This window comes from Sporomusa malonica (assembly GCF_900176355.1).
In the GTDB taxonomy this organism is placed as follows: Bacteria; Bacillota; Negativicutes; order Sporomusales; family Sporomusaceae; genus Sporomusa; species Sporomusa malonica.
Genome location: NZ_FWXI01000014.1, coordinates 1 through 18,750 on the forward strand (window position 1 = coordinate 1; position 18,750 = coordinate 18,750).

At 44.7% G+C, this 18,750-nt stretch carries 18 protein-coding genes; 15 read left to right on the forward strand and 3 right to left on the reverse strand.

What is annotated here, in order from left to right; translation table 11 throughout:
* The 3 genes from B9A22_RS15350 to B9A22_RS26570 form a co-directional block, all read right to left on the reverse strand.
* Positions 1-558, reverse strand: a 558-nt coding sequence (locus B9A22_RS15350; protein WP_139796268.1) for a TMEM165/GDT1 family protein, incomplete at its 3' end; no start/stop codon positions are given.
* A 264-nt stretch (positions 559-822) separates the two neighbouring features.
* Positions 823-1,656, reverse strand: coding sequence for a DUF2935 domain-containing protein (locus B9A22_RS15355; RefSeq protein WP_084576837.1), 834 nt, complete (start codon positions 1,654-1,656; stop codon positions 823-825).
* 134 nt (positions 1,657-1,790) lie between these two features.
* Positions 1,791-2,192, reverse strand: a complete 402-nt coding sequence (locus B9A22_RS26570; RefSeq protein ID WP_084576838.1) for a YkvA family protein — start codon at positions 2,190-2,192, stop codon at positions 1,791-1,793.
* A 243-nt stretch (positions 2,193-2,435) separates the two neighbouring features.
* On the opposite strand from B9A22_RS26570, the gene B9A22_RS15365 reads away from it, so the two are divergent.
* The 15 genes from B9A22_RS15365 (at position 2,436) to B9A22_RS15435 (ending at position 18,688) form a co-directional block, all read left to right on the forward strand.
* Positions 2,436-4,349: a sigma 54-interacting transcriptional regulator gene (locus tag B9A22_RS15365; RefSeq protein WP_084576839.1), complete on the forward strand. Its 1,914-nt coding sequence runs from the start codon at positions 2,436-2,438 to the stop codon at positions 4,347-4,349.
* A gap of 350 nt (positions 4,350-4,699) precedes the next feature.
* Entirely contained in the window at positions 4,700-6,094 is a 1,395-nt protein-coding gene (locus B9A22_RS15370; RefSeq protein WP_245824009.1) for an MFS transporter, read from the forward strand.
* Positions 6,095-6,175: 81 nt separating this feature from the next.
* Entirely contained in the window at positions 6,176-7,375 is a 1,200-nt protein-coding gene (locus B9A22_RS15375; RefSeq protein WP_084576840.1) for a CaiB/BaiF CoA transferase family protein, read from the forward strand.
* Positions 7,376-7,394: 19 nt separating this feature from the next.
* Complete coding sequence (locus B9A22_RS15380; protein WP_084576841.1) at positions 7,395-8,315, forward strand: hydroxymethylglutaryl-CoA lyase; 921 nt, start codon at positions 7,395-7,397, stop codon at positions 8,313-8,315.
* A gap of 173 nt (positions 8,316-8,488) precedes the next feature.
* Entirely contained in the window at positions 8,489-9,412 is a 924-nt protein-coding gene (locus B9A22_RS15385; protein WP_176215548.1) for an AEC family transporter, read from the forward strand.
* 567 nt (positions 9,413-9,979) lie between these two features.
* Entirely contained in the window at positions 9,980-10,336 is a 357-nt protein-coding gene (locus B9A22_RS15390; protein ID WP_084576843.1) for a nitrous oxide-stimulated promoter family protein, read from the forward strand.
* 85 nt (positions 10,337-10,421) lie between these two features.
* Positions 10,422-11,036 carry an ABC transporter ATP-binding protein gene (locus tag B9A22_RS15395; protein WP_084576844.1) on the forward strand — a complete coding sequence of 205 codons (615 nt, stop codon included), beginning with the start codon at positions 10,422-10,424 and terminating at the stop codon, positions 11,034-11,036.
* Positions 11,011-11,688, forward strand: a complete 678-nt coding sequence (locus B9A22_RS15400) for a heme exporter protein CcmB (RefSeq protein ID WP_084576845.1) — start codon at positions 11,011-11,013, stop codon at positions 11,686-11,688. The genes B9A22_RS15395 and B9A22_RS15400 overlap by 26 nt, the downstream gene beginning before the upstream one ends.
* A gap of 8 nt (positions 11,689-11,696) precedes the next feature.
* Positions 11,697-12,356: a cytochrome c biogenesis protein gene (locus B9A22_RS15405; protein ID WP_084576846.1), complete on the forward strand. Its 660-nt coding sequence runs from the start codon at positions 11,697-11,699 to the stop codon at positions 12,354-12,356.
* Positions 12,353-12,724: a cytochrome c maturation protein CcmE domain-containing protein gene (locus B9A22_RS15410; RefSeq protein WP_084576847.1), complete on the forward strand. Its 372-nt coding sequence runs from the start codon at positions 12,353-12,355 to the stop codon at positions 12,722-12,724. Before B9A22_RS15405 ends, B9A22_RS15410 begins: the two co-directional genes overlap by 4 nt.
* A complete protein-coding gene (gene ccsA / locus B9A22_RS15415) occupies positions 12,721-14,934 on the forward strand; it encodes a cytochrome c biogenesis protein CcsA (RefSeq protein WP_084576848.1) in 2,214 nt (737 codons plus the stop codon). Before B9A22_RS15410 ends, ccsA begins: the two co-directional genes overlap by 4 nt.
* Before the next feature lie 20 nt (positions 14,935-14,954).
* A complete protein-coding gene (locus tag B9A22_RS15420) occupies positions 14,955-15,434 on the forward strand; it encodes a cytochrome c3 family protein (protein WP_245824010.1) in 480 nt (159 codons plus the stop codon).
* The gene (locus B9A22_RS15425) at positions 15,427-16,710 is read left to right on the forward strand and encodes an ammonia-forming cytochrome c nitrite reductase subunit c552 (protein WP_084576849.1); all 1,284 of its coding nucleotides are present in this window, start codon (positions 15,427-15,429) and stop codon (positions 16,708-16,710) included. Before B9A22_RS15420 ends, B9A22_RS15425 begins: the two co-directional genes overlap by 8 nt.
* Positions 16,711-16,938: 228 nt before the next feature.
* Positions 16,939-17,412, forward strand: a complete 474-nt coding sequence (locus B9A22_RS15430; protein ID WP_139796270.1) for a cytochrome c3 family protein — start codon at positions 16,939-16,941, stop codon at positions 17,410-17,412.
* On the forward strand, positions 17,405-18,688 hold the full coding sequence (locus B9A22_RS15435; protein ID WP_084576850.1) for an ammonia-forming cytochrome c nitrite reductase subunit c552: 1,284 nt from the start codon (positions 17,405-17,407) through the stop codon (positions 18,686-18,688). Before B9A22_RS15430 ends, B9A22_RS15435 begins: the two co-directional genes overlap by 8 nt.
* The last annotated feature ends 62 nt before the right edge of the window (positions 18,689-18,750 follow it).

Below are 18,750 nucleotides of genomic sequence, written 5' to 3' on the forward strand. Positions count from 1 at the left end.
GCCAGGTAAATACTCGTAAAGACCAAAGAGGCCAAACAGTATAAAGATAATTGCGGCAAACCATTTTACTGCACGCTCGGGGATTCTTTTTCCTAGCACAATGCCGATGATAATGCCTATGCCGTCTGCTACCATCATACCGGTAGTCGTTCCTAGCCATACAGGGACAATGGCATTGAATTGAGCAGCTAATGCAACAGTGGCCAGCTGTGTTTTATCTCCCATCTCGGCAATGAAAAAGGCAATGGCTACTGTCCAAAAGGGACTGCGTTTAGAAGCTCTGTCTTCGCCGTTAAGCTCATCACCACGGATTGTCCAAAGGCCGAAGATGATAAAGGATATGGCAGCCGCAATCTGGATGTAATTCATGGGAATGAAATGAGTCAAATAACTGCCGACAACTACGGCGAACAGATGGTTAAGAATTGTGGCAACAAATACGCCCCACATTACCGTTTGCCATTTGTAGCGAGTAGCAAAAGCCATGGCTAGAAGTTGAGTCTTGTCGCCCATCTCTGCAAGAACTACAAAGACAAGCGAAGTCAAAAATACTGTCATAATGAAGCCTCCTTAATGTGTTGTTATATATAAAAAACGAGACCTTTAGTATGACCGTATTAGGCCATACTAAAGGTCTCGCTAATTGACAACTGTCAACAACAGAGCCAGATGATTGCTCATCAGTATGTTGACTCTGTTCTATGAGCTACTCCCCTTTAGGAGTGTTATATTATTTTTTTATTCTATAATAGACAAGCAGAAATGTCAATGCTAAAATAGCCCTGATTGTGGTGGGATGGCTGCAAATTATCACTTTTAGCGTTAGTCGCAATCACAATGAATTATGTGAGGATGCTGACAATCAGCCGTTTCGCTTTGAATCATTTCGAGGATTTCAAGAAAGTGCTCGGCTTCACGACGGACATGATCAGCAAGTAATGGCGGGATTAGAGATAGCACCGCACATTGCTGAATTAACTCTTCGGCCGTTGCTTTAAAGTTCCTCAATTCTATGGTTGAATTAGTTACTTCTTTCTCAAATCGTGCAAAATCGTTGTTGGGACGGAAGTGCCAAAGCATACTATCAAAATCTCGGGCATGCAGTTGGAGCTGATCAAATTTGTCACTAAGGGTATTTGACGTGTTCAGAACCTCCCGTTCAGATGGATCAAGTAACCCACGGATGAACTTCAGATGGTCGGCCATAATCCTTAGCCAGAACACGTTTTCACTCACAATAGCATCAACAGGATATTTCATTTCACCGGATTGAATTTTTCCCAGCACCTTAAGAAAATACATAGCTTCGCGAGACACATGGTCAATGAGTAAAGGATAGTTAGCACCACCGCGAATTTTGCATTCAATCAAAAGATGAAGGAGATGTCTTTTAAAGCAAAAAATATTTTTAACGGCTATAATAACTCGTTCAATAAAACGTTCAAAATTGCTGTCACAATTAATACGAGCTGCTGTATTTTCGAGGTCTTCGAAGACATTATAGAATCCCTGTGCTTCACTGATTAATTGAGTCTGGTCGCAAGGTAGCCCGAGTTTAATAAACAAAGCATGTTCCTTCATTATGCGAAGCCAGAATCTAACTTCGTGCACAGTTAGGGGAACAAAAGGTTGTACTTCCTTACAAAAAATGTCCAACAGTAGTCCCTCCCACTAAAATCTGTATTTGCTACATAATATGTAAATTACGGCTTAATGGTTACTACTGTGGATAAATCTATCATATCAGCACGTTATCTCTTACCACTCAAGGCTTCGCAAATATTTGAGGCTTATTTAATCCAATCGTACAGGGCATAAAGGACTAGAAGCCATAGCATAACAATGATATATGTCGCAAGCCACATCTTGGGCTTTATAGTGGGTGGATTCTTCTTTGCTTCTTCGCGGCAAGCGTCTAACACGCTAGTCGGCATCAGCCTTATTGCGAGGGCTATACCAAGTGGCAGAAGGATTACTTCATCCAAATAGCCTAGAACTGGAATGAAGTCAGGAATTAAATCTATTGGGCTTAATGCGTAACCGACAATAATGGCGGCAAAAATCTTAGCATAGAGCGGTGTCTGTGGATGCTTCAGTGCAAAGTACATAGCAATTACATCGCTCTTAAGCTTTCGCGCCCATTGTTTGAGCCGTTGGTTTAGCACCTGCTCTCTGGACTTTTCTTCTTCCATCTATCGAGACCTCCGTACATCTTTTACTGTAATTGTTACATACGATGCGGGAGGTTTCAATATTTTAGATTACTGGCAGACAAAATGCGAACAGAGCTAAGAATAAAGTAGGCGATTATGGTTGGAAGGTAGGACGCAATAATCATAATCGATTTTTTTATTGATAAAACAATATATATTAGATATAGTGAGTATACATAAGTCATGATTAGCTTTGAAATATTTAAGGCCTAGGGGGGAGTTATGGGAAATCTACGCGACCATCGTAAAATTAGTGTAGCTCTGATTTCAACATATGATGACATGACAAAGACTTTTGTCATGTTAGCCGAACAAGAAGGATTGAACCCTTATATTGCTTCGGCAACGCTAGAAAAAGCTGCGGCAATTGCCAAGGAAATATCTCCTACCACTGATGTCATTATAAGTCGTGGTGGGACTGCCGAATATATAAAAAAAGTGGTGGATATTCCTGTAGTCTCTGTTCCTATCACTTCATTTGATGCTATCCGCTCGATCTATGAAGTAAAAGATCGTTTTGATGAACTTGCCTTTTTTAATTATCGGGATAAGATGTATGGAATCAGGGATATTGAAAAAATGTTTAGTATTAAGATTCATGAATATATTTTCGTCTCCGAACAGGATATTGAAGATGGGCTTAGGGATGCAAAGAGCAAGGGTTTGAAGATAGCAATAGGCGGTATAATTATAAAGAACTTAGCTGCTGCCTACGGCCTAGAAGGTAAACTGATAAAAAGCGGTGAAGAGGCAGTTTATCTTTCGGTGCGCGAAGCAGTCCATTTGGCTCAAGTTCGACTCATAGAGCAAAGCCGGGCAGCTAGGATCAAAGGGGTACTCGATTCAATTGCTGAAGGTATTATTGTTACTGATGAACAAAATCAAGTCGTTATGTATAATCCGGCAGCTGAAAAGATATTTAAGATTCCTTGTGAGCAAGTTATTGGGCAGGCAGTTCAAACGGTTATTCCTAATACCAGGATGCATAACGTGTTTGAAACTGGTGAGCCTGAAATGGCTGTTCTGCAAAAAATTCATGGGGGCAATATCGCTACAAACCGGATACCACTAGTTTTTGATGAAAAAATTATCGGAGTGGTAAGCACTTTCGAAGACGTCACTGCAATTCAACGATTGGAGCAACAAATCCGTAAGCAGATGCATGTGAAGGGGTTTGTAGCCAAGAATAGTTTCGAAGATATATTGACTGTTAATTCTGCTATGCAGGAAGTAAAGGAATTAGCTGCTTTATACTCAACTACGGATTCTAGTGTACTTATTGAAGGTGAATCAGGCACAGGTAAGGAACTGTTTGCACAAAGTGTCCACAATGCCAGCAGACGTTCTGCGGGACCATTTGTTGCCGTCAATTGTGCTGCGATACCTGAGCATCTTCTAGAAAGCGAGTTATTCGGCTATGAAGGCGGAGCCTTTACCGGTGCTCGAAAAGAAGGAAAGCAGGGTTTATTTGAATTGGCCCATAAAGGTACCATTTTTTTGGATGAAATAGGCGAGATTCCACAGTCTTTGCAAGCCAGGTTGTTGAGGGTGCTTCAAGAAAAGGAAATAATGCGGGTTGGCGGTGACAAAATACTACCTGTTGATATTCGTATTATTAGCGCAACAAATAAGGATTTAGAAAAAAGAGTGTCACAAGGTGAATTTCGCGACGATCTATACTATCGATTGAATGTATTTAATCTAAAAATACCGCCGCTTAGAGAGCGAAAAGAAGATATATTTTTGCTTGCCAAGGCGTTTTTGTCTAAAACTGACTCTAGAATAAATCTTGACGGTGCAGATAGAGCAATAAAAAATATGCTGCTAAGCTATGATTGGCCAGGCAATATCAGAGAGCTGCAAAATGTAATGGAGAGACTGGCGTTATTGGCTAGCCGACCTTTGGGCGAGCTTCGTTGGGCAGAGATGCTGCATAAGGTAATGCTAACGCCAGCTGTAGACGACATGACTATTACTATCAGGGTAGATGTGGGGCGAGGCCTAAAACCCGCCATTAATCATGTAGAGAAAACGATTATTGGAATAATGATGGCAAGATGTGAGCAGAACCAAGATATCGTAGCAAAGAAACTAGGTATTGGGCGTACTAGCCTTTGGCGAAAAGGCAAAGATTAACAAGAGTTCGTAGGTTTAAATACTGATTTAGTATTCCGGGGCATCTTATTGAAGTAAGGTTCCGTAAACTTTTGGTTTACGGAACCTTTTTCTTATGCTGTCATACCTTTGAAGCTTGTTCCAAAATAAGAATTTCTGTTTCCATAAATGAAAACAGAAATTTATCGGATAATCTAAAGGGCTTGTGAACTGTCGTTGTTTGATGGAAATTCCAAAATTGAAAAGTGCATCGCGAAATATAGTGAATTTTGAAGAGTTTTCGTGTTGGCATGCTTTTTGCGATGTATATAGCATGAAAGAACTAGATTGGGGGTGCGGGTATTTATAATGGTAAACGTGTCTAGAATAAGGTGATTCCAGAACCCGATTATGAAACGCTAAAAAAGAAAGAATTTGAAAAGAAAGAGGCGAAAAAAATGTCAGGCAAAATGACACAGTATCGTTGGTGGGTGATGGCATTTATCTTTGTAATCTATACTATAGCGAATGCTGATCGTGCGAATATCGGGTTTGCTTTACCGTATATCAGAAAAGAGTTTGCAATGAGTAATACCGAGGCAGGCGCTATTATCAGTTTGTTTTTCGCTGGGTATTCAATCGGGCAAATCCCTTCAGGTTTTCTGATCCGTAAGTTTGGTATGCGATCTATGTTTAGCATGGGAATGTTATTAACTTCTATCTTCACCGGACTTCTTGGATTTGCCGGCAACGCGTTTCATTTTAAGGCTCTCCGTCTGTTGATAGGACTGGCTGAATCGCCCGTCGTAGTCGGCTGTACGACAACAATTAATCAATGGTTCCCGCCAAAGGAAAAAGGAACAGCCACAGGAATGTTCCTGGCGGGATCGAAGCTTGGTCCGTTGATTGTTCCCCCGATATGTGCATGGATCATACTCACATTTGGCTGGCGAGAGATTTTCATCGCGTTCATGATCCCGGGAGTGCTCTTATCTGTATTTTGGTATATCATGGTAAACAATAAACCGGAAGAAAGCAGATTTGTTTCACAAAAGGAAGTAGAGTATATCCATAGTTCTGAAAATGTAGCGATGGAAAAGAAAAATACAGAAAAAAAGAGCGAATACAAGCTCTGGTGGTTGGATAAAATCGTACGCGCCAAAAAAGTCGAACCTCTTGTCAATTCCAAGCAGATATTTCGTTCTTGGGATATATATGGGGCTGCAATGGGTTACTTCTTCATGGTTGGTATTGTCAGTGTGCTGATGTCTTGGCTTCCTAGCTACCTGGTGAATGTCAAGCAATTTGCAATCATGAAGACGGCATTTGTGTCTGCATCCCCCTTCGCCGGAACTGTGGTAGGAAATTTTCTCGGTGGCTGGGTTTCGGACAGATTCTTAAATAAGCGTCGTAAGCCGCTTATGATGGTTACCGCACTGTCAACGACTATCATGATGTATTCCTTGGTATATGCTCCTGCCGACGCATATTTATTGGCATTGCTTTTATTTGGCACAGGATTCTTGCTTAGCGTAGGATATTCGGCTTTTGCAGTTTATCCTATGGGGCGGACTACTAAAGAGGCTTATCCGGTTGCCTGGGGCATCGTTAATACCGGCGGACAACTGGGGGGAACATGCTTTCCGCTGATAGTGGGAATGATTCTGGACAAATTTAACTGGGATGTGGTTTTTGCCTCTTTGGCGTTCGGTTCATTCATCTGTCTGCTGATTGTTTCTACAATCATCGAACCTGTCGAGGATCCTTTGGAAAAACCGCACTCTTAGTAAGGTGAAAATTAGCGCCTGCTTACGTATATCTTTGAAAAAGTTATTGTTTAATATAAAGTTTGTAAGGGAGAGGTAATTATGTTGGATAGAAAAGGTGCGCTGGAAGGCTTAACGGTATTAGATTTGACTAGGGTCTTGGCGGGCCCGTTTTGTACCATGATGCTTGCAGACATGGGTGCTAATGTAATTAAGATTGAACAGGCAGGCACAGGCGCTGATGAACGACAAATGGGTCCTTTTTTAAATGGGGAAAGCGCCTATTTTATGAACTTAAACCGTAATAAAAAGGGAGTAACCCTAAATTTAAAATCTTCTAAAGGCAAGGAAATTTTTATAGGCCTTGTAAAAAATGCCGACATAGTAATTGAAAATTATCGTCCTGGCACCATGGAAAAGCTTGGCTTGGGCTATGATGTGTTAAAAGAAATTAACCCAGGAATTATTTATGCAGCCATCTCGGGATTCGGACACTCTGGACCATATACCAAGCGTCCTGGCTATGACATTATTGCCCAGGCTATGAGTGGGTTGATGAGCACCACCGGCTGGCCGGGCGGCCAGCCTACCCGGTCAGGAACAGCTATGGGGGATGTTTTGGGAGGTCTGTCGGCAGCCATTGGTATTTTATCAGCCGTGCATAATAGGACTTATACTCAGAAGGGACAGAAAGTTGACGTAGCTTTAGTTGATTCGGCAGTTGCAAGCCTGGAAATCATAAATATGATTTATTTCACGGAAAATCGGCTGCCGCAGCGCATAGGTAACCGTTATGAATCGGTTTATCCTTATGACTCATTCCAAGCTAAGGATGATCTAGTTATTATTGCAGGCGGCAATGATAAATTATGGCAACTGTTCTGCGGCGTGATAGGTCGTCCCGAGCTAGCTGACCATCCTGAGTATCAACGTACGCGCGACCGGGTAAAAAATCATGTTGCAGTGAAGAAGATCGTAGAGGAATGGACTTGTTCCCGGACTGTCAGCGAAATAGTCGAACAACTATTAGCTACCGGGATTCCTGCTGCACCTATCTATACGATTGAGCAGGTAGCTAACGATCCTCACATTGCTGGAGCAAGAGAGATGTTTGTACAAACAGAACACCCCAAGGCCGGTTCCATCAAACTTACCGGCTCTCATATTAAGCTTTCCGATACAAAACCAGGTATTCGGACACCATCGCCTGCTTTGGGCGAGCACAACCAAGAAGTGCTCTCTAGACTGCTTGGGCTTACGGACAGTGACCTCCAGGCTCTTAAAGAAGAAGGCGTAATCTAATTTTTGGATCCAGACAGGAGTGAAGAATTTGTTTACATTGCCGGAGCAAGTTAAAATTGTTGAGGTAGGACCTAGAGACGGCTTTCAAAATATTAAACAATATATTGCTACAGAGACGAAGTTGAGTATCATTGAAACTATGGTTGCGGCAGGCGTGACTTCGATGGAAGTAACATCTTTCGTTCACCCTAAAGCTATTCCGCAAATGGCAGATGCGGCGCAAGTTGCGGAGACTGTTGCTAGCAAGTACCAAAATACAGCTTTTAAGCCAATCGCCTTGGTCCCCAATCTTACCGGTGGCAAAAAAGCTTATTCTACAGGGATACGGGAAGTATCGTATGTAATTTCCGCCAGTGAAAAACACAACCTGGAAAACATTAATCGGACACACATACAATCATTAGAAGATCTAAGCAACATCGTAAAAGAATTGCCTGACTTAAAAGTCAGGTTGGATGTCGCTACATCTTTTGGATGTCCGTTCTTAGGCAGAGTGGATGACGGTTTGGTGACTAATCTCATTCAGGAAGCCGTGAAATTAGGGATAAAAACTGTTGTATTATGTGATACCATCGGTGTGGCTGACCCCTTATTGGTTTACAATCTTGCGTCCAAAGTGAAAACCACGTTCTCCAATGTTGAAGTGGGTTTACATCTGCATGATACGCGCGGCATGGCTCTCGCGAACACTTTAGCAGGGTTAGAGGCAGGAATCACCATTTTTGAGGCTTCTGTAGGTGGTCTTGGGGGATGTCCGTTTGCTCCCGGTGCGGCCGGTAACGCTGCAACCGAAGATCTAATCAACATGTTTCATGCTATGGGGATAAAAACGGATATTGATTTAAGCAAGTATATTGAAGCAACCAGAATAGTACGCGAGAAAGTTCAGGATGTATTGACGAGTCGCATGGCCTATGCTTGTTCATATAAACATATATAGTCCTGTTTGATTGATTATAGGCGGTCAGGCCTTTAGGGGCTGATCGCCTATCTCCATAGTATCAGCATTGTACGGTTTACTATTTTGGTAGCTTATAGCTATAATGGGAGAGACAGATCGAAAAGCCGTGAGAATTGTACACTTGATTGCTTGACTAAAAAAGGGGGATGGCGGTGTTTATCTCACATATCCTGCAGCAAGTTATTTTGCCGATTGTTCTATTAATTGGGGTGGGAGCTATTTTGCACCGCGCCTTTCAGTTTGAGATGAGAACATTCTCAAAGCTAATCCTCTATTTTTACCTGCCTGCGTTAACCTTTGTCAAAATATATGAGGCGAAAGCTACTCCTTGGTTATTATTGAGTGTATTCGGTTTTTTGATAATTCATTTTAGTATACTTTGTCTGCTTGGAATGATTGTTAGCAAACTAAGTAAGCATAACCAGAAGATGGTTGCTAGCTTTTCAAATAGTATTGCACTTACCAACAATGGAAATGTTGGCATACCTGTTAATGATCTGGCATTTCACCACAATCCGCTGGCTATGTCAATTCAGATGATTGTAGTGTTGTTTGAAATATTCGTCACCTTTACGTATGGGTTGATAAATGCTAGTGCTGCCAGTGTCGGTCTAAAGAAAACAGCATTACAATTTGTAAAGTTGCCTATCTTATATACATTTATTTTAGGACTAATATTTAATATATTTCAGGTGAAAATACCTGATTTCATATGGATACCCATAAATACAGTGTCAAGTGGTATGCTGGCTATAGCGCTAGTTTCAATCGGAGCCCAAGTTGCCAATGTCAGGTTTTATCGTAATACATGGAATGTGATACTGAGCGGTATTATTCGATTAATAATATCCCCGGTGCTTGCGCTTTTACTGATTACAATTCTAGATTTACATGGGACGGTTGCCCAGGCGCTGTGGATTGCCAGTGCAATGCCTTCATCTCGGAATAGTGCCGCACTTGCTTTGGAATATGACAACGAGCCGGAGTTCGCAGCTCAAACAGTACTGATATCTACCCTTTGTAGCAGTATTACATTAACGGTGGTCATTTATTTGTCAATGTCTTTGTTTCAGTAAGAGCTTGAAATAACCCCCTAATGTTAGCCTAATGTGTTCGCTTTACGATTTAATAAATCCCTTATAAGAGTAAGTCAGGCTTCAATTGCTATGCGGGAAGGGGCCAGCGTAGCAATTAATGGTATTTATTATGAAGTTGAACAAGACCTGGTATAACCCCGGATAGAAAAACTGCGCTGAAGAAGCTGAGTCTGTGTGAGCCAAGTACTTCTCCAACGCAGTTACTAATTACATCATTGGGTCCATTTTGAGAGCAGGATGTTGTTTCTCCTCAAGGAACAGGAGATAAGCCGCTGGTGTTGACTGGTGGCTTCTTTTCGTTGCCAATCTATTTAAGTGTTAGACGTAGCTTCCTGGCAAAATATTTGTCTTCAATACACATAATATTGTGATAAATATCACTGCAAAGACAATTATTTTTCTGTAAAATAATGCTAAAGAGGATGCAAGTGGAAAAGACCAATGGTTATGACATTCATGGTATGACCTATGCAAAACTTATAGTACCTGTGGCGGTGGGGTTCAAATACCGGGATTAGATAGCAGATTGTGTTAGGGGAATAAAGTATGATTTGGGCGGGGGCTATAAATTTGCTGGGTAAAAGGATTTTGCGAGAGCGGGTTAGTATCGAAAAAATGATTATTATATACTGCAAGGCAGAGCATCGAACACGTGAGGGGTTGTGTGATGATTGCAACAGTTTGTTAGAATATGCGCTGCAACGGCTTCAACGCTGTATTTTTAGTGAAGATAAACCTGTATGCGCTAAATGTCCAGTTCATTGTTACCGCAAAACCATGAGGGATAAGATTGTCGCTGTAATGCGCTATTCGGGACCCCGTATGATATATAAGCACCCAGTATTAGCTATGCTTCATCTCATTGACTCATTTAGGAATACATCAATAGGCTCGAAGAAGTAATTACGGCGGCAAAGTGGGTAAGAGTGTTATCTTATGAAATAAATGGTATAATATCATAAATCTTCCTTATGTGGAGTAGATAGAGATGTATATTAAAATTGTAATCGACAATATTGGTAAAAGTTTTGGCCAAAGGCTACTGTTTTCAAATATCAGTGCCGAAGTTGCTAGTGGACAGTGTTTGGCAGTAACAGGATGTAATGGTTCCGGTAAGTCTACATTGCTTAAAATCATCGCGGGGTTGGTTCGACCAAGCTCAGGTCAGATTAGGTTAACTTTGGACAATACACCTAGCCCAAAAGAGCGAATTTCTTATACTGGTTTTGTATCGCCTGATATGGCAATGTATGCGGCGCTTACGGGAATCGAAAATATTATCTTCTGGACAAAGGTGCGGGGTGTGGCCTGTTCCAAGTCTGAGGCTGAAAAGTTATGCTGTCAGATGGGGTTAGGCGGAGCTGGGTGTGATATGGTTGCCACCTACTCCACAGGCATGCGGCAACGGTTAAAGCTGGCGGTTATTAAGGCAATTAATCCGCCTGTATGGCTCTTGGACGAGCCTTCATCCAACTTGGATGTTAGTGGGAGAAGCATTGTAAAAGAGTTGATTGCCGATGCAGTCAGACAGAATGCCGCTGTTATACTTGCTACCAACGAGGTCGAGGAGGCTCTATATGGCAACAGTACAATTGAGCTTTAGTAGTGCCGTATGGGCAGTCTTGGTCAAAGATGCGGTATGTGAAATGAGAACAAGGTACGCTGCCGGAGCGCTAATTATGTTCGCGCTGACAGCGTTGTCAAGTGTCAGCATGGCGATAGCCGGAGCGGCTTTGCCACCGGAATTAGCCGCCGCGCTTCTCTGGGTTGTGCTATTTTTCTGTGCCATGGCCGGTTTAGCTCGGGTGTTTGTCCAGGAGCAGGAAGCGGGTACCTTGCTGGGTCTGCGATTATATGCTACTGGTCAAGCTGTCTTTTTCGGTAAATTGTTGTTTAATCTAGCTCTTTTAAGCGGCTTGGCCTGTCTGGTGGTGCCGCTGTTTACCATTTTTCTAGCCGTCGAAGTTGGGAATTGGTTGCCCTTTATCACCGTTTTGGCGCTTGGCTGTGCAGGAATAGCGACTGTGTCTACATTGACAGCCGCTATGGTTATGTACGCACAAGGTAAGCAGGCTATCTTTACGGTGCTTACTTTTCCAGTGCTGCTGCCACAGTTTTTAAGCGCCATTGGTGCGACGGCCAAGATTCTATCAGGCGGTGTACCTGAATTAAGCGAATTGGTGTTTATGGCCGGCTATGACGCCGCTGTTGTGGCCGCCGGAGTACTCTTGTTTGACTATCTTTGGCAGGATTAGGAGGATGTATGAATTTTAGAATAGTTGCATCATTAATTGCAGTATGGATAGCCGGAGTGATGTTTGCTGTATTTTACCTGGTGCCGCCGGCAGAGGGACTGGGTTACCTTGTCCGGATTGCCTTTTTTCACATTCCTGTTGCCTGGGTGTCAGTACTGGCCTTTCTGGTTTCAGCCGCTGCAGCTGGGCAGTATCTCAGAACCAGGCAGCGTAAATATGATTGTGTGAGTGCCTGCTCGGCCCGGTTGGGGCTCGGATTTTGCCTCTTGGCGACAGTCAGCGGTGCAGTTTTTGCTAAGCTGACCTGGGGAGCATATTGGAATTGGGACCCCCGGCAGACGACCGTGTTTATTTTGCTATTAATTTACGGTGCTTATCTGGCACTTAGGACAGCCATTGAAGAAGAGGAGCGGCGGGCGGTCGTGAGTGCTGTGTATGCGCTGTTATCCTTTTTAACTGTACCATTCTTGATGTTTATTATCCCGCGCATGTACTTTTCGCTGCACCCAGAGCCTGTGCTTAACAGTGCCGGCAAGGTAACTATGGAGCCGATCATGCTGTATGTGCTGCTGGCTGCTGTGGGTGGGGCCACGGCTCTCTATGGCTTACTCATAACCCGGAGTGTTGCCAGAGCAACAGCGCCGTCAGGAAAGGGGCTACCGATATGAAAAAGTACCGGCTGGTTTGTCTGGCAGTTATTGCCGGGTTTATCGCTTATAGCGTTTTTGTATTTCAAAGCTCAGTTACACCTTATGTAACCTTTTCGCAGGCAAAAAGTGCAAAAAGTGCTGTTCAGGTTAAAGGAACATTGGCATCTCCTAAAATAACGCCTACTGAAGATGGAAAATTAACTCAGTTTATGCTGCGTGATGATGCCGGTGAAGAAGTGGCAGTAGTGTACCGGGGCGTCAAACCAGAGGGGCTAGAGCAAGCGACAGGCATCGTGGCTATTGGTAAATATAGCAATGGGCAATTCCAGGCAGACAAGCTGCTGGTGAAATGTCCGTCCAAATACCAAGGGAGTGTGAACAAATGATTGGCTATGGTGCAGTAATGTTAGCGCTTATTGTTACAGTGTTTGCAGCAATCTGTTACTCAGCAGCGGCAAGTCATAAGCAAACCGGCAAGCAAAGCCTGTCAAGCAATGCACGGCTACTCTATGTTTTATCAGCAGGGCTGATTGGCGTGGCAGCTTTTTACTTACTGTACATACTTTTAGGCAACAGGTTTGACTATGCCTATGTATTTGGTTACTCGTCGCGAGATTTGCCGCTGGCGTATAAGGTCTCAGCTTTTTGGGCTGGGCAGGAAGGCTCGTTTATGCTCTGGCTGGTGTTTCATGCTGTCTTCGGCCTGGTTCTCTTACGCAAACCAGCTGCTCCAGTGCCAGTCATGGCTGTGTATAGTCTAATCCAGGCAGTGCTCCTAGGGCTGCTGCTTGTTAAGAGTCCGTTTATGATGTTGGCTGAACCGCGCCTGGATGGTGCTGGTCTTAATCCGCTGTTGCAGGACCCTTGGATGGTTATTCATCCACCGATTCTCTTTTGGGGATATGCTGCGCTCGCTGTACCATTTGCCTATGGGCTGGGTGCTATGCTGACAGGACGCCATCAGGAGTGGCTGGACGCCGCGTCAACATGGACGCTGTTTGCACTGTCAAGTCTGGGTGCGGGGATGTTTATCGGTGGTTTTTGGGCATATAAGGTGTTGGGCTGGGGAGGCTACTGGGCCTGGGATCCAGTCGAGAATTCATCACTGGTGCCATGGCTGGCCGCTGGGGCATTGGCTCATCTCCTGGTCATGGCCAAGGTGCGGGCAGGAGCCGTTAAACAGGCTTATGCAGGGGTAATCTGCAGCTTTGTTTTGGTTCTCTACGGCACGTTTCTTACTCGTAGCGGTGTGTTAAGCGATTTTTCCACCCATTCGTTTGCTGATGAGGGCATAGGTGGTCTTTTAGGGCTGACGGTGCTGGTGACTGCATTTGTCGCTTTTGTTCTGTATATCGTCAAATGGCCTAGTATGCCGTCAGGGGAGTTGTATTCCAGGCTTGCCAGCAGGGAATTTATCCTGGCGTTTACTGCTCTCATTCTGGCGTTCTTCGGTGTGCTGGTATTTGTCGGTATGTCTACGCCGCTTGTTACCATGGCCTTCGGCAGTCCTAAGAGTGTGAGCAGTGTTTTCTATAATACTGCTACGTTACCACTGGCGGTAGCCATCGGGGCTGCGCTTATAGCAGGGCCGTTGGCTAAGTGGGGCAGCGGGTCTTATGGCGGGATCAAGCAGTACTGGTGGATTGGCCTGTTTTTAGCAGGTGGGCTGGTGGTGGCTGTTTGGCTCAAGTTGTATCAGCCACTTTTTATTACTGTTCTTTGTCTGGCGGTTGCTGCTGTAGCTGCCAATGTTTACTCTGCTTTCACCAAGCGTATGTCCCGGGCAGCAGCCTGCAGTCATATTGGCGTAGCTGTCATGCTTGCAGGCATTATTACCTCAGGTGCGGCCAGCCAGTCAGCAACTGTGACTTTTGTTCAGGGCCAGCCACAGGAGGTTTTCGGCCAGCAGGTCAGTTATGCCGGAACTGAGGCAGACCAGTCGGGAAAAGGTATCTATAATACATTTCATGTAGGGCCTAACCAAGCTGTTGTTCAGGCTTTGACTAAGCTCAACAAAGAGGGGATGCCAGCAGCCAGAGAGCCAGGCATTTACCGGAGTGTGCTTGCAGATATGTATATTGCTCCTATCGTAAAAGAGGAGGTTGCTGCCGGGCCTGAACTAACACTGGTCAAAGGCCAGTCGCTATCCCAGGATGGTGTAAGCCTGAAATTCACTAAGTTTACTATGGCAGGTATGGATGGAACCTCTGAAGTGCGGGTTCAAGCCATAATTGAGGTGTCTGCTGAGGGACAGACTCAGCAAGTTAAGCCAGAGCTTACCAATAAAAATGGACGAATTATTGGTTCGACAGTCACTGCCTTTGACCGGTATAAGCTGCATATAACCGGCATCAGACCAAGCGAGGACAAGGTTACGATAGAGTTTAAAGATAACAAGGCGGCGAAACTGGCCATTGGGCCGGAGCGGCTGGAGGCTGAAGTCAGCTATAAACCGCTGATCAATCTGGTGTGGCTGGGAGCCATCCTGATTACTGTGGGGACAGGCTGGGCTGGGGTAAATAAACTGGTCGGCCACAGACAATTATTACAAAGGGGTCAAAGTCCTGCTGCCAGGACTAATAGTAGAACCCACTAAAAAATTCATAGGGGGAGGGGATGTTTTTGGATACTGGTCAATTCCTTAACCGTAACGCTTTGAAGATTGCACTGGCAGTCTTGGCGCTTGCGGCAGTGGGAATGCTGGCTGGCGGTGCTGGGTACGCGTATGCTGACAGTCCACAGTTCTGCAGCTCGTGTCACTCAATGACCGAAAGCGCAGCAAGCTGGCAGGCGTCAAATCACAAACAGTTTAACTGTACTGATTGCCACCTGCCGCACCAAAATTTAGCGATCAAATTGATCGTTAAAGGCAAGACCGGTATGAATGACACGTATCACGAGGTACTGAGGGATTATCCTGCGACAATGGTAATATCAACCCAAGGCAAGGCCATTGTAAATGACAACTGCCTGCGTTGCCACCAATCATCGGTAGAAAATACTGCTATGGCAGCCGGTGGGCAGGACTGCCTGAAATGTCATCGTGGCCTGGTCCACGGCATGAGTAAAAGCAAAGGGGGGATAAAGGTTGAGTAAGCCGCAGAAATCTTTAATCGCCTTGCTCGCAGTATTCTTGCTGTTCTTTGGGTTTGTTGTCGTACGCATTGGGGTTGCCAAACCTGCCGCTACCGTTAAAGTGGCTAAAATTCCGGCAGGCGAGGTTGACCCAGCGGTGTGGGGGCAGTATTATCCCTTACAGTATGCGAGCTACAAGAAGACAGCAGAAGAGCTGCCGTCGCCAACAGGCTATGGTGGCAGTATCAAAGTCCAAAAATCTGAGATGCAACCTGAGATCACTATGCTATTTAAAGGCATGCCATTCAGTAAAGATTATGCCGAGGATCGAGGCCATGAACATGCTATGGAAGATCTGCGCGAGTCTAAACGGATCGGCCCAGCCAGTAAAGGCGCATGTATAACCTGTAAAACGCCCTACGTGGAACAGGCTTACAAAGAAATGGGCTGGGGTTATGCCAACAAGCCGCTCCCAGAGATGCTAGATAAATCAAAACACACAGTCGCTTGTGCTAACTGCCATGATCCGGCGACTATGAACCTTCGGGTCATTAACCCAGCGTTCATTGAGGCTCAAGCTAAGCGTGGTATTGATGTAACCAAGGCATCACGGGAAGATATGCGCACCTTTGTCTGCGCTCAGTGTCATTCTGAGTATTATTTCGAGCCTGGCACAACTAAAGTTGTATTCCCATGGGAGAAGGGCCTTAAACCGGCTGATATGTACGCTTACTATAGCGACAAGCCGAGTGGCTTTGTTCAGGACTGGCAGCACCCTGATTCCAAAGCTCCGATGCTTAAAGCCCAGCATCCTGATTATGAGCTATTTTCGACAGGCATTCATGGCAAATCAGGAGTTTCCTGTGCTGACTGCCATATGCCCTATACCAGAAAAGATGGGCAAAAATATTCGTCTCACCAGGTTACCAGCCCTCTTAAAACGCTGGATGCCTCTTGCTCTCCCTGTCACAGTCAAGGTGCACCTTGGCTGCAGGAACGCGTAAAGATCATCCAGGATCAGACGTTTGAAATACAGCACATGGCAGGGCAAAATATCGCCAGGGCTCATGAGGCGATAAAAGCAGCAGCTGTACAACCTGACGTCGACGAGGCCAACCTCGCGCAAGCGCGCGAGCTCGTGCGCAAAGCTCAATGGTATTGGGATCTCCTTTCTGCTGAAAACAGCATGGGCTTCCATAACCCGTCCCAGGCGCTTAATACGCTCGGGCAAGCCAACGAACTAGCTCACAAAGCCATTGAAGCCGCCAATAGGGCAGCTGGAATTAAACAGTTTTAACGTCAAAAAGAAAGCCGTTGTATTCGGCTTTCTTTTTTTTGTGAAATAGAGCAAGTATAAATTTTTGGGGTTACCTGTCGGTAGTCCTTTTTTTGATTTCAGTAGGACGTGCTTATGCTATTTGTTGTCTGGCTTATCCAGTCTAGTGCATAAACAATTCCAAGATTGGAAATCTAATAGAGCAAATAATAGCACGGACATGCAGCTAAAACCGAGGAGGTAGCTTTAGTGGGCTGGAAAAGGTACTTGGAGAAAAACAGTATTAAGCTGATGTTGCTTGGTGCTCTAGCCGCTGTTATTGGAGTGGCTATTGCTGGTGGTGGTATTGCGTATGCCGATAAGACCTCATTTTGCAGCAGTTGTCACTCTATGCAGTATGTCGCAGCTACGTGGCAAGTGTCTAACCACCGTCAGTTTACTTGCGGCGACTGCCACTTACCCCAAGAAAATATCGTCGAAAAAATGATTGTCAAAAACCAAACTGGAATGCATGACACTTATCATGAATTTTTACGCGATTATCCTGACACGATTCGGTTGAGCGCTAAAGGCCGAGCAATTGTTGAACGTAACTGTCTGCGTTGCCACGCACATACAGTTGCCAATACCTTTATGTCTACAGGCGGACAATCATGTACGAAATGCCACAGGGGTATGATTCACAACCAGATTGTTGTTAAGGAGGGAATTCGCGTTGAATAGGACACAAAAATTGCTGATTGCATTTTTATCACTTGTTGTTTTGTTTACCGGTGTAGTTATCAGTCGGGTGTGGATTTTTAAACCACAGTCAACGGTTAAACTTGTTAAAATTTCTATTGGTGAATATGACACAGAGATATGGGGTAAAAACTATCCGTTAGAATACGCAGGCTATAAAAAGAATATGGAAATGGCACCGTCTCCGACCGGTTATGGCGGCAGCGTCAAAGTACAAAAAGCCGAGATGCAGCCAGAGCTGTACACTAACTTTAAAGGCAATCCGTTTAGCAAAGACTATACCGAAGATAGAGGCCACCCCTATGCCATGGAAGATCTGCGTGAATCAAAACGGATTGGCCCAGCCGCCAAAGGAGCTTGCATTACCTGTAAAACTCCATACATTGAGAAGGCTTACCAAGAGATGGGCTGGGGCTTTGCCAGTAAGCCGCTCACCGAATTGATGGATAAGGCTAAGCATCCTGTTAACTGTGCTAACTGCCATGATCCAGAAACAATGGGCCTTCGAGTCATTAATCCGGCCTTTACTGAAGCCATGCAGAAACGTGGCATTGATGTCAGCAAAGCCAGCCGGGAGGAAATGCGCAGCTATGTTTGTGCTCAATGCCATTCGGAATACTATTTTGAACCAGGAACTTTCAAGGTTACCTTTCCATGGGATAAAGGGTTGACGCCACAGCAGATGTACGAATACTATTCAACCAAACCTAGCGGTTTTGCCCAGGATTTTATCCACACAGATTCTCAGGTACCTGTCCTAAAAGCACAACACCCAGATTATGAAGAATGGCAGAACGGTGTTCACGGTCAATTTGGCGTTTCTTGTGCCGACTGTCATATGCCATATATGCGCAAGAGTGGACAAAAGTATACTTCGCACTGGATAACAAGTCCGCTGAAAACACTAGATGAAAGTTGCTCACCTTGCCATACTCAAGGCAAAGAGTTGTTGTTCAGTCAAGTAAAAGCCTTCCAGGATAATGTTTGGCAGCTTCAGCATACGGCAGGACAAAATATTGCTAGAGCGCATGGAGCCATTCAAAAGGCTGGTACAAATAGCGCCGCCAACCAGACTGAGCTGGCCAATGCCCGCGAGCTTCTGCGTCGCGCCCAGTGGTACTGGGACTATGTTGCCGCAGCCAATAGTATGGGTTTTCATAATCCTGTGCAGGAGCTTAACACACTAGGGCAGGCAATTGATTTAGCTCATCAGGCAATTGATGCTGCTAATAAAGCAGCTGGCACCAATTCTTTATAAAATATGTAATGACCAGAGGATTTTGTAAAAATACCCGCTTAAAACGTTAAGTTTTAGGCGGG

What these genes read in the sequence shown, in the direction of transcription:
- B9A22_RS15405 (WP_084576846.1), top strand. Translation starts at nt 11,697, where the DNA reads ATGAATTTTAGAATAGTTGCATCATTAATTGCAGTATGGATAGCCGGA.
- B9A22_RS15375 (WP_084576840.1), top strand. Translation starts at nt 6,176, where the DNA reads ATGTTGGATAGAAAAGGTGCGCTGGAAGGCTTAACGGTATTAGATTTG.
- B9A22_RS15365 (WP_084576839.1), top strand. Translation starts at nt 2,436, where the DNA reads ATGGGAAATCTACGCGACCATCGTAAAATTAGTGTAGCTCTGATTTCA.
- B9A22_RS15400 (WP_084576845.1), top strand. Translation starts at nt 11,011, where the DNA reads ATGGCAACAGTACAATTGAGCTTTAGTAGTGCCGTATGGGCAGTCTTG.
- ccsA (WP_084576848.1), top strand. Translation starts at nt 12,721, where the DNA reads ATGATTGGCTATGGTGCAGTAATGTTAGCGCTTATTGTTACAGTGTTT.
- B9A22_RS15420 (WP_245824010.1), top strand. Translation starts at nt 14,955, where the DNA reads ATGTTTTTGGATACTGGTCAATTCCTTAACCGTAACGCTTTGAAGATT.
- B9A22_RS15395 (WP_084576844.1), top strand. Translation starts at nt 10,422, where the DNA reads ATGTATATTAAAATTGTAATCGACAATATTGGTAAAAGTTTTGGCCAA.
- B9A22_RS15390 (WP_084576843.1), top strand. Translation starts at nt 9,980, where the DNA reads ATGATTTGGGCGGGGGCTATAAATTTGCTGGGTAAAAGGATTTTGCGA.
- B9A22_RS26570 (WP_084576838.1), bottom strand. Translation starts at nt 2,192, where the DNA reads ATGGAAGAAGAAAAGTCCAGAGAGCAGGTGCTAAACCAACGGCTCAAA.
- B9A22_RS15410 (WP_084576847.1), top strand. Translation starts at nt 12,353, where the DNA reads ATGAAAAAGTACCGGCTGGTTTGTCTGGCAGTTATTGCCGGGTTTATC.